The 14335-nt window shown below is 62.2% G+C and carries 7 protein-coding genes; 5 read left to right on the plus strand and 2 right to left on the minus strand.

Going from position 1 to position 14335, the window contains the following annotated elements:
* The first annotated feature begins 18 nt into the window (after nucleotides 1-18).
* The 5 genes from cysT (at nucleotide 19) to ACL0K2_RS08165 (ending at nucleotide 5142) form a co-directional block, all read left to right on the plus strand.
* Nucleotides 19-837, plus strand: a complete 819-nt coding sequence (gene cysT / locus ACL0K2_RS08145; protein ID WP_413044191.1) for a sulfate ABC transporter permease subunit CysT — start codon at nucleotides 19-21, stop codon at nucleotides 835-837.
* A 13-nt stretch (nucleotides 838-850) separates the two neighbouring features.
* Complete coding sequence (cysW, locus tag ACL0K2_RS08150; protein WP_413044192.1) at nucleotides 851-1726, plus strand: sulfate ABC transporter permease subunit CysW; 876 nt, start codon at nucleotides 851-853, stop codon at nucleotides 1724-1726.
* Nucleotides 1727-1728: 2 nt separating this feature from the next.
* Nucleotides 1729-2736: a sulfate/molybdate ABC transporter ATP-binding protein gene (locus tag ACL0K2_RS08155; RefSeq protein WP_413044193.1), complete on the plus strand. Its 1008-nt coding sequence runs from the start codon at nucleotides 1729-1731 to the stop codon at nucleotides 2734-2736.
* Nucleotides 2737-2958: 222 nt separating this feature from the next.
* Nucleotides 2959-4197, plus strand: a complete 1239-nt coding sequence (locus ACL0K2_RS08160) for a hypothetical protein (protein WP_413044194.1) — start codon at nucleotides 2959-2961, stop codon at nucleotides 4195-4197.
* A 246-nt stretch (nucleotides 4198-4443) separates the two neighbouring features.
* Nucleotides 4444-5142 carry a DNA-3-methyladenine glycosylase gene (locus ACL0K2_RS08165; protein WP_045163367.1) on the plus strand — a complete coding sequence of 233 codons (699 nt, stop codon included), beginning with the start codon at nucleotides 4444-4446 and terminating at the stop codon, nucleotides 5140-5142.
* 170 nt (nucleotides 5143-5312) lie between these two features.
* Here the strand turns inward: ACL0K2_RS08165 and ACL0K2_RS08170 are convergent, their stop codons facing one another.
* A complete protein-coding gene (locus ACL0K2_RS08170) occupies nucleotides 5313-6800 on the minus strand; it encodes a TolC family protein (RefSeq protein WP_045163368.1) in 1488 nt (495 codons plus the stop codon).
* A gap of 47 nt (nucleotides 6801-6847) precedes the next feature.
* Nucleotides 6848-14287 carry a DUF4347 domain-containing protein gene (locus tag ACL0K2_RS08175; protein ID WP_413044195.1) on the minus strand — a complete coding sequence of 2480 codons (7440 nt, stop codon included), beginning with the start codon at nucleotides 14285-14287 and terminating at the stop codon, nucleotides 6848-6850.
* Nucleotides 14288-14335 lie beyond the last annotated feature (48 nt).

The following is a 14335-nucleotide window of genomic DNA, read 5'->3' on the forward strand; positions in this document are numbered from 1 at the left end:
GACAGAACAAGGCCGACCATGCCCCGTCCGACTCCCCCCGTCATACCCGGCTTCGGGCTGACGCTGGGCTACACCCTCGTGTACCTCAGTCTGTTGGTGCTGATTCCCCTGGGTGCGCTGTTTCTCAAGACCACCGAACTCAGCTGGGCACAGTTCATCGCCATCATCAGCGCCCCGCGCGTGCTGGCGGCGCTCAAGCTCAGCTTCGTCACCGCCTTCGCCGCCGCCGTGCTCAACGGCATTATCGGCACGCTGCTGGCCTGGGTGCTGGTGCGCTATCGATTTCCCGGACGCAAGATCATCGAGGCGATGATCGACCTGCCGTTCGCCCTGCCCACCGCGGTGGCCGGCATCGCATTGACCGCGCTGTATGCGCCGAACGGGCCGATCGGTCAGTTCGCCACGCAGCTGGGCTTCAAGATTGCCTACGCCCCGTTGGGCATCACCTTGGCGCTGACTTTCGTCACCCTGCCCTTCGTGGTGCGCACAGTCCAGCCGGTGCTAGCCGACATTCCCCGTGAAGTGGAAGAAGCTGCGGCCTGCCTCGGCGCCAAGCCGCTGCAGGTGGTTCGCCATGTGCTGCTGCCGGCGCTGCTGCCCGCCTGGCTGACCGGCTTCGCCCTAGCGTTTGCCCGCGGCGTTGGCGAGTACGGTTCGGTGATCTTCATCGCCGGCAATATGCCGATGAAGACCGAAATCCTGCCGCTGCTGATCATGGTCAAGCTGGACCAGTACGACTACGCCGGCGCCACCGCCATTGGCGTGCTGATGCTGGTGGTGTCGTTCGTCCTGCTGCTGCTCATCAACCTGTTGCAGCGCCGCATTGCGCGTTCGTGAAGAGGCCACCGACATGACTTCCGCTTCCCTAACGGTGACTGCAAATAACACCGCCAATGCAACGCGCCGCGGCAGCGCTCTCGGCCGGCGGCTGCTGATCTTTGCCGCCTGGCTGGTCTTCGCGCTCTTCCTCTTGCTGCCCTTGCTGGTCGTCGTCAGCGAGGCGTTGAAGCAAGGCTTCGGCACCTTCTTCAGTGCGATATTCGAGCCCGACGCCCTCGCCGCACTCAAGCTGACCTTGCTCGCCGTAGGCATCTCGGTGCCGCTGAACCTGCTGTTCGGCGTCGCCGCCGCCTGGTGCGTGAGCAAATACGAGTTTCGCGGCAAGAGCCTGCTGGTCACCCTGATCGACCTACCGTTCTCGGTCTCCCCGGTGATTGCCGGCCTGATCTACGTGCTCCTATTCGGCGCCCAAGGCTACTTCGGCGAATGGCTGAGTGATCGCGACATCCAGATCATCTTCGCCGTGCCCGGCATCGTCCTGGCGACGCTGTTCGTTACCGTGCCTTTCATTGCCCGCGAGTTGATTCCGCTGATGCAGGAGCAGGGCAGCACCGAAGAGGAAGCCGCGCGGCTGCTCGGCGCCAGCGGCTGGCAGATGTTCTGGCACATCACCCTGCCGAACATCAAATGGGGCCTGATCTACGGCGTGGTGCTCTGTACCGCACGGGCGATGGGCGAGTTCGGCGCGGTGTCGGTGGTCTCCGGGCACATCCGCGGACTGACCAACACGCTGCCGCTGCACGTCGAGATTCTCTACAACGAATACAACCATGTCGCAGCGTTCAGCGTGGCCAGCCTGCTGCTGGGCCTGGCGCTGGTGATCCTGCTGCTCAAGCAGTGGAGCGAGTCGCGCATCGCCCGCCTGCACGCCAACGCCGAGGAATGACCATGTCGATCGAAATCAGCAACATCAACAAGCGCTTCGGCCAGTTCCAGGCATTGAACGCCATCAACCTGCACATCCAGAGCGGCGAGCTGGTCGCCCTGCTCGGCCCGTCCGGCTGCGGCAAGACCACCCTGCTGCGCATCATCGCGGGGCTGGAGACGCCGGACAGCGGCAGCATCGTGTTCCACGGCGAGGATGTCTCCAGCCGTGACGTGCGCGACCGCAACGTCGGTTTCGTCTTCCAGCACTACGCGCTGTTCCGCCACATGACGGTATTCGACAACGTCGCCTTCGGCCTGCGCATGAAGCCAAAGAAGCAGCGTCCAAGCGACGCGGTGATCGCCGAGAAGGTGCACGAACTGCTCGGTCTGGTGCAGCTCGACTGGCTGGCCGACCGTTACCCCGAGCAGCTCTCCGGTGGCCAGCGCCAGCGCATCGCCCTGGCCCGTGCGCTTGCGGTCGAGCCGAAAGTGCTGCTGCTCGACGAGCCGTTCGGCGCGCTGGACGCCAAGGTGCGCAAGGAGCTGCGCCGCTGGCTGGCCCGCCTGCACGAGGACGTGCACCTCACCTCGGTGTTCGTGACCCACGATCAGGAGGAGGCGATGGAGGTCGCCGACCGCATCGTGGTGATGAACAAAGGCGTGATCGAGCAGATCGGCACGCCGGCGGAGGTCTATGCCAATCCGGCCAGCGATTTCGTCTATCACTTTCTCGGCGACGCCAATCGCCTGCAGCTGGACGATCAGCGCAGCGTGCTGTTCCGCCCGCACGAGATTTACCTGAGTTCGTCCGCAGGAGAGGGTTATTACGCAGGCGAGGTTCGGGACGTGCGTCCGCTTGGTGCGCTCACACGAGTAACGCTCAGGGTCGCCAACCAGACCGAGCCGGTCGAGGCCGAAGTGGGTAGAGACCACGCCAGCCTTGTCGACCTGCGCCGTGGCGAAACGCTGTACTTCAAGCCGAGCCGGAACTCATTCGATAGGGCAGCCCTCATGGAAGGAAATGCGTAGGCGGCGATGTCAGCTACGCTAAGTACGCGCATGATCAATCTTCGTGATCGTTCTAAGCGCAACGGTGCGGCAGTGCCTTAACGCCGGATCAAGCAGCTCGGGCGGGGCCATAAAAGGTCGACCAGGTGTGGGGGAGCATACGGCCTGGTTCGTCACGGCCCGACGGGCAGCACAGCTTTGAATAATCCCGTAAGCAGGAACAGACCTCATCGGAGATACATCATGCGCACGATCCTGAAGCCGCTTGCCCTTGCCGTTATCGCTGCGATGTCCTCACCGATGTTCGCGGCGCAAAACTCCACCGAAGTTGAACAGTCAGGTATCTCGCTGAAAGCCACCGCCACACAGACCGGCGGTGTCGACAACACAACCCTGATAACCCAAAGCGGCGTAGCCAACGAAGCGGTTACCTTCCAGCTAGGTGGTTCAGGCGACTCGATCAGCCAGTATCAGCAAGGCAGCTCTAACTACAGTGAAGCACGTCAGCTGGGCAACACCGGGGCGAGCCCCGTCTCCGGCAACTTGATCCTGCAATACCAGGCAGTTGGTTCTGAGAATGTGGCGAACGCCATTCAGACTAATTCCACCGAGAGCGTTATTTCCCAAGACCAACATGGCAGCTCCAATACCGCGCAAGGCGCCCAGTCGGATTCCATCGGTACAGGGCTCTACCAACTTCAAGTAGGCGACAGGAACTCTGCGACCGCTAACCAAACGTTCGCCCAGTCGACATCCACCAGCAAGCAGTACGGTTACGACAATGTCAGCAGTACCCGCCAAGACAACACGCTAGATGACACGGCTTATGTCTGGCAGGAGGGCACTGCGAACAATGCGACCGTGAGGCAGGATTACGGCAGCGTCTCCAATGTCGAGATTTATTCCTTTGGAGTCGGTAATTCGGTAACTGTGGAGCAGTACGAGGCCATCGCTTCGAATGCCGAGGTTGAAAGTAATGGCAACTACAACACGGCGATGGTCACCCAATCCGACATCTTGATGAAGTTGTCGAGCGAGCAGAATGGCGATCGCAACCAGCTCATAGCGACTCAAGGTGGCCGGCAGAACACTGTTGTTTCTGTTCAAACCGGCAATGACAACGTCATCGGCCTTGCGCAAGCTGGCAGAGACAGCAGTGTTGCCATAGAGCAGTCCGGCAATCGCAACACGGCCAGCGTCTCGCAGACCGCCCCTGGCAACGAATTGCGCGCAGTGACCACCGGAAACGACAACAGCATCGTGACCGTTCAGGTTGGCGTGGTTGAGGTAAACGCACTGGATCTTGAGCAGAACGGCGACAGCAACATCATCCAGGCCTCGCAATACAACGAGGGCAACTACGCGCTTGTCAGCCAAACCGGTACTGCAAACTTTGCGGACATTTCGCAACATGGCGCCAGCGATAATCTGAGCGTCCTTCAGAGTGGCACTTCAAATTCGGCGAGCGTAGTGCAGCACTAGGCTTATCGGCCCGCAGTCGCCATGCTGACGGGCCGCCACTGGCTACATGCGGAGCGCAAAATGGCGATGCCTACCCGCCCTCAAGCAGAGGCATTCAGAGGATCAAAGTCGCCACTTTGAAGACCTACTTGTTAGGCCGACCTCAACCATTTGTCTGACGACCGGCACGAGATCCTTCATCGGCTGGGGAATATTCGCCCCGTTTATGGGGTCGGAACAGGCAGACTTGCCGAAGCCGGAGTAGCAATGAACAGCCTCACCGAACCACCAATACAACATCTCGACGATACTTTTTTCGACCGGGACGCACAGATCGTCGCCCAAGATCTGTTGGGAACCGTGATTCGGCATTGCGTCGATGGGCTCTGGTTGTCGGCACGCATCATCGAGACCGAGGCGTATTACGTCGACGAGAAAGCCAGTCATTCGTCGCTGGGTTACAGCCCATCACGACGGGCGATGTTCATGCCGGCCGGCCATCTGTATCTCTATTATTCGCGCGGCGGGGATTCGCTGAACTTCAGCGTGCAGGGCGACGGCAATGCGGTGTGCATCAAGGCCGGCTACCCCTGGCTCGATTCACTGTCCTGCGAGGAGTCCATCGAGCGCATGCGCAGCAACAGCCCGGCCGCCACCGGAGGCCCCCGCCCGCTCACCCGTCTCTGCTCCGGCCAGACGCTGCTATGCAAGGCGCTGGGCCTGACAGTGACGCAATGGAATGCTCAACGCATGGACCCCGCTCGCCTGCGGGTGGACGATATAGGTGCCCGTCCGGACATTGTCCAGACCACGCGCCTCGGCATCCCAACCGGCCGCGACGAGCATCTGCCGTACCGTTTCGTCGATGCCGGTTTCGCCGCGCACTGCACGCGCAATCCGCTGCGCCGTGGGCAGCTGGAAGGACAGGACTATCATGTGCTGCGCCGCGAACTGCTCGCCAGTTGAGACACCGCTGCACCCTGTCGGAACTTGTCGTGCAACGCCAAGGCGAATTCGCCTGCTCGCAGGTTGCGTAGCGGTACTCGCCTGGCGCCAGTGACGTGCCTGATGCCGACCAGCCTGAAGGTCGACATCAGCAGGCCACGATAGTGGCCTTTTGGGCCTATCCAGACGGCTTAAAGCGTACCGGCCTGCCACTCCGCTTCGCGATTAGCCAAGGCCTGAGCGATGGCATCGACATCGTGGGACTCCAGCGCATCCGGCAGCGGATCCAAGCCTACGCTGGCGAACACCTGGCCATAGGCATTGCGTAGATCGGCATACGCCAGATCGCGGCGCAAGTTCGCTTGCAACAAATTCAATTCGCCCTGAATCAATTCCAGCTCGCCGATCCCTTGAGCTTTGTGGCGATTGCGTAGCTGCTCGGCTATCTGCTGATCCAGTGCCGCCAGTTGCTGGCTCGTGGTGAATTCACGCTGGGCCTCCTGGAAGTTTGCATTGGCCACATAAAGCTGCGCCAGGATAGCCATCGACATCGCCTGTCGGCGCATCGTCACCACGTCCTCGCTGGCCTTGGCCACGTCGATAGCAGCGGGCGCCGAGAGCACATTGAACAGGTTCCAGGTGACTTTCACACCGTAATCGGCCCAGCTCTGATTAACCAGAAACGAGTTGCTGTCATAGTGCCCACCCAGCGAGAACTCCAGGCCAGGCAACATGCGCAGCATCGCCTTGCGCGTTTCTGCCGCACCAATGCGCGCCTGGTAGTCCTGCTCACGCAGCTCAGGCCGGTTGACCAGCGCCTCCTGCTCGAGCACCGTCATGTCCGTCGCCAGCTTCGGCATGGGGTAATCGGCGGCCGCTGGCGCTAGCTCGAACTGCGCCCCCATGGGTAGATTGATCAGCGCAGCCAGTTCCGTCTTGGCCAGAGATAAGGCTCGCCGCTGCTGTTCCAACTGACGAGTCGCTTCGATCAGGGAACGCTGGTAGCCGAGTGACTGGACCGGATCGCCAATACGCTGCTCGCTCATGCGCGCACTGTCCTGCCTGGCTTGATCGACGCGTGCCATTTGCTGGTCGATTTGAGCCAGAAGGCGATCGGCGGCCATGGCGCGCCAATATGCCGAACGCACGTCCTGGATGATGGTATGCAGCACTTTTCGCCGACGCTCCTGGACGATCAGACGTTGATCGCCCTGCTGTTTGGCACTGACGTAGCTGACGCCGAAGTCGAGCACGTTCCAGACCATCGTAAGGTCGCCGACCTCACGGTCGCGGTCCTGAGAGGTCGAGGGTTCCAGCGACTGGGTACCGGTGCGAATACTGCGGCTGCTGGATGCGCTGACGTTGTTGCGCCCGGCATAGCCGGCGTTCAGCGCCATGCGTGGCAGCATGTCGAGACGAGACAAGTCGACCTGGCGTTCAGCCATGGCCTCTTCCATGACTTTCAGGCGCGCTTCCAGGTTGTACTTGACCGCGCGAGCCATGGCTTGGTGCAACGTCAAAGGCGCGGTCAGTGGTTCCTGCCCACTGAACATGCTGGCCAGATCAGCCTGGGCACGCTGCTCGCTGGCAGCACGCTCGATCGGCTGACTGGTCACGGCGCATCCCCCCATGGCCGCAGCAAGCACACACACCGCCAGTACCTTGTATTCTTTTTTCATCCGTGGGCCGCCCCCAATCGCGGCTTGTGTTCTTGTAGTCGGTTGATTCAGGCCGCGGGAGCCTTGTCAGCCCATTCACCAAGGGCCTTGGCCAGTTGATCGATGCGCTGCCGCTCGTTGTCATGCAAGGTTTCGAGTTGCTGCCCCAGACTTGGAGCTCCCAGAAAGCCTTTCTCCTCTATCTCTACCCCATCTCTGCCAAAGAGGTCCCCCTCCCCTTGCCGAGGGACCAGGTTGCCGAACGCAGATGACAATGTGCTGTTACCGAACACGCCGCCATCTCCGCCGCCGAACCCCAGGAAGCCGACCCCGGTCCCATCGCTGAATGCCGAGGAACTGAATATCTGTGCCAGATAGCTAGGCGCCAGCGCCTGGTTCTGCAGGAATATGTTACCGATTGGCGGAATTCCCCCGCCCAGACTTGGCGCTTCGAATAACGAAGGCGGTACCAGCGGCGGCATCAGCGCCGGTGGTGGCGGCACCGAGAGGGGTGGCGGCGACGAAACCGACGGGGTGATGACCGGAGCGGACGGCGTCGCGACGCGGAATTCCGGGTCGCCCGCATCCAAACCCGCCCTGATCTGCACGCCAGCCGTGCTGGGGATGCCGGCCAGGGCCAAGTTGGCATCGTTGCCGAGCGTATCGCTGAGGCTGCCGCCGTTGCTTTGAATGGTCGTCGCTACCGCGATGCCGGTCAGGTCGACCTGTCCCGGAGCAACGGTGTAGCTGAAAATCAGGGTATTGCCGCCGGAGCCCGACACATACTCGGCGAATACTGTCCCGCCGGTATCCAGCGTAATGGCGATACGCGGCGTACCACCATTGGCACCAACCACCACCGCGTCGTCGAAGGTAACGGCGAACTCAAGCGTCTGCCCCGCCAGATAGGTCCCATTACTTGGCACCCTTACTGCAGCGACCGCCGGGCCGGTATTATCCAGCGCGTAGGTTTCCCCGCTGAGGCCGGAGGTCAGGTTGTTGCCCGCCTGATCCGTGATGCCGGTCCCTGAGCTATTCAAGTCGAGCCGCAAGGTGCCGTCTCCGGTAATCGACCCGACGGTCACCTCATAGGTCTGCGCATCGATCCGTACGACGGACTGGACGGCCCCCGCGACCGTACCGGTACCGACCAGCGTAAAGTCGGCCGCGTCGACACCGGTCACCGCTTCGTTGAAGTGCAGCGTATAGCGGACGGAGTTGGCGGAGGTTGGCGTCGTATCGACCCGTATCAAACCCGAAGGGGTCGGCGCCGTGGTATCCACCAACACACCGCTGGTTGCGCCTACCGAATTCAAGGTGAGATCGAGGCCATTGCCGGCTGCGTCTCGGGTCGTTCCGCCGTTGAGGTCCAGAGCACTCACGGCGATGCCATCGCCGTCGGTATCGCCCGCCTGCACGCTGTACTGGAAGACCAGCGCGGTGCTGCCGGAGCCGGACACGTACGTCGCGTAACGGGTCACGCCGCCGATATCCAACGCCAGTCGCGGAGTACCGCCGCCAGTATCGACCAGCACGGCCTCGCTGGCATTGACGGTGAAGCTCAACACATCGCCAGCGTTGTAGGCGCCACTGGCCGGAACCGATACCGACGCCACGGTCGGCGCGACCGCATCGACCAATACCCCACTGGTCGAACCGACGCCGTTGAGCGTAGTGCTGGCCCCGTTTCCTACCGCATCGCGCAGCGTGCCACCGTTGGTATCGAGCGTGCCGCCCACGGATATGCCGTTGCTATCCAGCTGGCCGCTCTGCACCGTGTAGCGGAACACCAGTGCGCTGGTGCCCGAACCGGAGAGATAACTGGCGTAGACGGTGCCGCCGGTATCCAGGGTAATGGCCAGACGCGGCGTACCGCCGCTGGCATCGACTAAAACCGCCTCACTGTAGTTGATGATGAAGTCCAGGTTCTGCCCGGCTACGTAAGTGCCGTTGGCCGGAACGGATACACTGCCAACCGACGGCACGTCGCGGTCAACGCTGTAAGCCTCGCCAGCCAAACCGCCGCCGATTGCGTTATCGGCAGTGTCAACGATCCCGGTACCGCTGTTATTGAGGTCGAGCCCAATGCTGCCGGTACCGCTCACGCCACTGACCAGCACGGCATATGTCCGGCCATCAATCTGTGTAACGGAGGTGATGCTGCCGCCGGCCGAGCCGCCAAGCACCAAGCTGAAGTCAGAGGCATCCACACCGGAGACATCTTCATCGAAGGTCACTTTGAAATTGAGTGAGCCCGCATTGCTTGGATTGGCGTCGATGCGCACGATACCGCTGGCGATCGGCGCCGTGGTATCCACCAACACACCGCTGGTTGCGCCTACCGAATTCAAGGTGAGATCGAGGCCATTGCCGGCTGCGTCTCGGGTCGTTCCGCCGTTGAGGTCCAGAGCACTCACGGCGATGCCATCGCCGTCGGTATCGCCCGCCTGCACGCTGTACTGGAAGACCAGCGCGGTGCTGCCGGAGCCGGACACGTACGTCGCGTAACGGGTCACGCCGCCGATATCCAACGCCAGTCGCGGAGTACCGCCGCCAGTATCGACCAGCACGGCCTCGCTGGCATTGACGGTGAAGCTCAACACATCGCCAGCGTTGTAGGCGCCACTGGCCGGAACCGATACCGACGCCACGGTCGGCGCGACCGCATCGACCAATACCCCACTGGTCGAACCGACGCCGTTGAGCGTAGTGCTGGCCCCGTTTCCTACCGCATCGCGCAGCGTGCCACCGTTCGTATCGAGCGTGCCGCTCACGGATATGCCGTTGCTGTCCAACTGGCCGCTCTGCACCGTGTAGCGGAACACCAAGGCGCTGGTGCCCGAACCGGAGAGATAACTGGCGTAGACGGTGCCGCCGGTATCCAGCGTAATGGCCAGACGCGGCGTACCGCCGCTGGTATCGACTAAAACCGCCTCGCTGTAGTTGATGATGAAGTCCAGGTTCTGCCCGGCTACGTAAGTGCCGTTGGCCGGTACACTGACGAAGCCGGCGGTAGGTGCCACGCCATCGACGATAATATCGTGCTGACCTGCAATCGAACTGGCCCCGCCAGTGGCTGGCAAGGTCAAGACCGCATCGTCGTTGGTCGCACTGCGGATGGTCGCGCCGTTCAGCGACAGCGCGCCAGTCGATTGATAGTCGAGGTCGGCGGTCAAGTCCTCGGCCTGCACGGTATAGCTGAAGCTCAGCGTGTTGCTGCCGGAACCGGAAACATAGGTCGCCTGACGATCAGTAGCCCCGGTCTCCAGCAAGAGCGTCGGAGAGCCACCGGCGGTAATCACCGTAACCGCCTGGTCGAAGGTCATGGTCACGGTGATGACATCACCGATTTTGTAGCCACCATCTGGGTTGCTGACGTTCACCGAGGTGACGACCGGATTCAGGCTGTTCACGCTGATCGCGATGGTGTCGGTATCCGTCTGGTTGCCACCCGAGCCGGACAACCCTAGATCATTAGTGGCTATCTGCAGTGAAGCCGGGCCGTTGTATCCGCCAGTGGGGCTGAACACCATGCCATTCATCGCCAGGTTGATATCGGCCACGCTCCCTTCGAAAGTCATGACGCTATTGGCAGTACCACTACCCGTGATGAAACTCAGCCCGGCAGTGCCCGACAAGGTGATCAGGCCATTGCTAGCGGTGAGCATCACCCGAACGATGCCACCGCCGGCGTCCACATCGCTGATGGATACCTGGTTGCCATTACCGCTGGAGAAGACCAATACGCTGTCTTGGTCCGTCGATTGGGCTGCGGGAATACTGTTGACCGGTGCATCGTTCACCGCGGTGACCGTCAGCGTGACCGTGGTGGAATCGCTCTGGGCCCCGCCGCTGCCAGTATTGCCACCGTCGTTGATGCCCACCGTGAGTACCACGTTGCTGGTGGCGTTGAGTGCGGTCTGGAAGCTCACCCCGCTGGCAGCAATGAACGCATTGATATCGGCGACGGTACCCGTCAGGGTCAGGCTGCCCGAGCCCGATCCCGCCACCGTCACACCCGATCCGCTGCTGGCCGATAGGGTACCGGAGGCCACCGAGAAGGTCGCAACGACAATGCTATTGCCGGCATCGACGTCAGCGAAGCTGATGCCGGTGAGGGCGGCGCTGACATCCTCCGCCACACCGATGGAAACCGGCGCAGTAACGGCCGGCGCATCGTTGACCGCCGCGACCTGCAACGTGACGGTGTCGCTGTCGGTCTGGGCTCCGCCGCTGCCCGTGTTGCCGCCATCGTCGATTGCCACGGTCAGGATCACGTTGGCCGTAGCATTGGCCGCCGTGGTGAAGGCCAGGTTGTTACCCGCGATGAAGGCATTGATGTTGGCAACCGTGCCGGTCAAGGTCAGCGCACTGCTGGTGCCACCGACAGTCACACCGCCGCCGCTGGTTGCGCTGAGCGTGCCGCTGGCCACCGAGAAGGTGGCGGTGACGCTGCCACCGCCAGCATCGGCATCGCTGAAGCTGATGCCGGTCAACGCACTGGCCGCCTCCTCGGTCACGAGGATATTCGCCGGCATACTGGCCACAGGTGCATCGTTGATGGCGGTAACGCTGACCTGCTTAGTCGCCGTATTGCTGTCGTCGCTGCCGTCATTGACCTTGAAGCTGATGGTGCGGTTGGCGGTGTTGGGCGCATCCGAGCTGTTGCTGTAGGTGACGCTGCGCAGCGCGGCCTGCCATTGAGCAAGCGTGGCGGTGCCGCCGGCTGAGGTCAGCGTCAGTACGCCGGTGCCGGCGTTATAGCTGGCGCTGATGTTGCCCATGGTATTGCCGTCGTTGACGAAAGCGAGCACGTCTTGGCCGGTGGCGAAGTTGCCGGTGATAGAGACCGTGGCACTGGCAAAGGTGGTGCTGTCGATATCGCTTAACGTCAGGCCGCTGTCGATCACCGTGGCGCTTCCATCCTCCGTGAAGGCATCGGTGCCGCCGGTTGTCGTGACCACGGGCGCATCGTTTACCGGAGTGACGGTGACGTTGATGGTGCCATCGGCCGGGCCAGTGCCGGCGGCGTCACGAATGCGGGTGGTGACGGTGAAGTTCTGATCGTTGTTAGCCGAAGGGGCCAGCGCCACGGCAGCTAGCGCCGCGTTCACATCAGCCACCGAGCCAGTGACCGTCCATACGCCGGCGCCGGCGTTGTAGGAGGAAATCGCCGAGCCGAAGACGCCCGTGGTGAGCACGCCGGCCGCCGGATCGGACAACGTGAGCGTCGCGGTGATGGTGTCGCCGGTGTCCACGTCGGTCACCACGATATCGTCCAGCGCTACCACACTGCCGCCTTCGGTCGCGGCCTTGCTCTGGGTGAGATTGGTGGCGGTCGGCGCGTCGTTCACCGGCGTGACATCCAGCGTAATGGTGCCATCGGCCGGGCCGGTATTGGCGGCGTCGCGAATGCGCGTGGCGATGGCGACATCCTGATCCCAGTTCGCCGCCGGGGTGAAAGCAACGGCGGCCAGCGCCGCGTTCACATCGGCCACCGAGCCGGTGACCGTCCACACGCCGGTGCCGGCGTTGTAGGAGGAGATGGCCGAGCCGAAGGTGCCGGTGGTCAAGGAGCCGGCCGATGTATTGTTTAGCGTCAACGTCGCGGTAATGGTGTCGCCCCCATCGGCATCGCTAACCACGATATCGCCGATCGCCACGCTGCCACCGGGATCCTCGGTATAGGTAACGGTCTGGGTCAGGTTGCTGGCAGTCGGTGCAGCGTTGGGGTTGTAGTTGAGGTCGGTGATACCGCCATTAGTGGTAGAAATGGTTGAAATTGCTGTTCCAGCAGGCCCGTTAGTGCCCCCGTTAACTGCAGCGCCACCAGCGCCGCCGGCGCCTACGTTGCCCGACATGTTGGCGAAGGTTGAGCTGTCCATCTGGACAGTACCTCCGGCATTCCAGATGGCACCAACACCCGCACCACCAGCACCGCCGTTGCCGGTGCGTCCATAGGCGGCCTGGTAGGCGGACACACCGCCACCGCCACCACCGCCCGCCCCGAGGTTGTTGCTGATCGTAGAGCTAATGATGGTTAGGACACCGGTGCTGGTGTTGTAGAGGCCGCCCGTGGCTGCCGCGCCGCTACCGCCCGCGGAGGAGGATCCCATACCGCCGCCGCCGCCGCCGATGCTGGTGCTGCCATTGGTTGCGGTGCCACCCGTACCACCCGCCGTGTAACCGTAATTGGTGCCCGTTCCGTAATAACTTCCGCCCGAACCGCCGCTGGCACTACCCCCTCTGCCACCCGCAAAGTTGGACCCGCCAGCCCCATGGCCGCCGGTGATACCCGAAGGTGGAATCGCTCCGAATAGGGTGCCTGGACTGGCACCACCTGTACCGCCCGAGGTCGAGCCAAAACCACCGCCGCCGCCGCCACCGCCAGCATAATTACCGCCAGCGTCACCACCACCGCCGCCACCACCCGAGGCCTTGTTGCCGCTGATCGTGCTATTGCTGATGGTCAGCACACCGCTGTTGTAGATGCCTGCACCCAAGCTATCAACGGCATTTGCGGTTTCATTAGCACCGTTACCGACGATCAATCCATTGGAAATCGTCAGGTTATCAATGGCCACAGCAGAGCCAGCGCCCGAGGTAGCGACACTCAGCACGCGTGCCAGATTGTTGCCGCTCAGGGTGAAGCCGCCGCCGACGATGCTCATGGTATGGCCGTCGGTAACGTTGATCGACAGGGTGTCAGCCGCTGAAGCGAAGGTGATATTGCCGGTAAGGGTGATCAGGTCATCAATGCCATCAGTGTTGCCCGTGGCGATCGCTGCCTTGAGCCCGGCGACGCTGTTAACGCTGGTAGTCACCAGTACGTGATCGTAGCTGTCGAGCTGGGAAAGGTTCAGCGCATAACTGGCCGCTACGTCACCGGTGGTGATTTCCAGGTCCCAATCTGCGCCTTTGGCGCTACCACCAGTTCCGTCATCGGACGCAGCGATATCGGCCCCCGTCATGCTGGCCAGCTGCGATAAAAAAGCCTGCCCTTCGCTGCCCGCACCCACTTCGCAACCGTAGAGCAGGATGTCGCCATCCGTGGTCAGGGCCTCGCCGATGCTCTGCAGTTCGCTGCTGTAATCGCCGAGATTGCCTTCGAACAGTGGCGCGTTACCCAACAACAGCACCCCGGCATCGCCGTGGGAAATGATATGGATGGCGTCGATACCGCTACGACCTGCCAAGGCATCGGCGATCTGCTGCACCCCATTCTGATCCGTGCTCAGCAACACCACTTCGGCATCCGGCGAAACGGACTGCAGCAGGGCCTGGTAATCCGGCACACGCGTGTCGACGAAGACCATTTCCTTACGGCCGCCATCCTGGGTATCCGGCACCAGGCCGGCATGAGAGCTGTCACTGGCATCCTGGCTCGTTACCGTGCTGGTGGCATCGCCATGACTGTTGTCCGCGGAGTCATCGGCGCTCGGAACATCGCTGGCCACGGTGGCGGCAATGGCTCCGTCAAACATCATGCGCGGTTCGAGTGCACTCATCAGCGGATGTGGGCGCGACAGCCGATGCGCATTCGACGACTCGGACGA

It is taken from the genome of Pseudomonas sp. YJ42, assembly GCF_047225135.1.
In the GTDB taxonomy this organism is placed as follows: Bacteria; Pseudomonadota; Gammaproteobacteria; order Pseudomonadales; family Pseudomonadaceae; genus Stutzerimonas; species Stutzerimonas stutzeri_E.

Coding starts and splice junctions, on each gene's coding strand:
- cysT (WP_413044191.1), top strand. CDS start 19: ATGCCCCGTCCGACTCCCCCCGTCATACCCGGCTTCGGGCTGACGCTG.
- cysW (WP_413044192.1), top strand. CDS start 851: ATGACTTCCGCTTCCCTAACGGTGACTGCAAATAACACCGCCAATGCA.
- ACL0K2_RS08155 (WP_413044193.1), top strand. CDS start 1,729: ATGTCGATCGAAATCAGCAACATCAACAAGCGCTTCGGCCAGTTCCAG.
- ACL0K2_RS08160 (WP_413044194.1), top strand. CDS start 2,959: ATGCGCACGATCCTGAAGCCGCTTGCCCTTGCCGTTATCGCTGCGATG.
- ACL0K2_RS08165 (WP_045163367.1), top strand. CDS start 4,444: ATGAACAGCCTCACCGAACCACCAATACAACATCTCGACGATACTTTT.
- ACL0K2_RS08170 (WP_045163368.1), bottom strand. CDS start 6,800: ATGAAAAAAGAATACAAGGTACTGGCGGTGTGTGTGCTTGCTGCGGCC.
- ACL0K2_RS08175 (WP_413044195.1), bottom strand. CDS start 14,287: ATGAGTGCACTCGAACCGCGCATGATGTTTGACGGAGCCATTGCCGCC.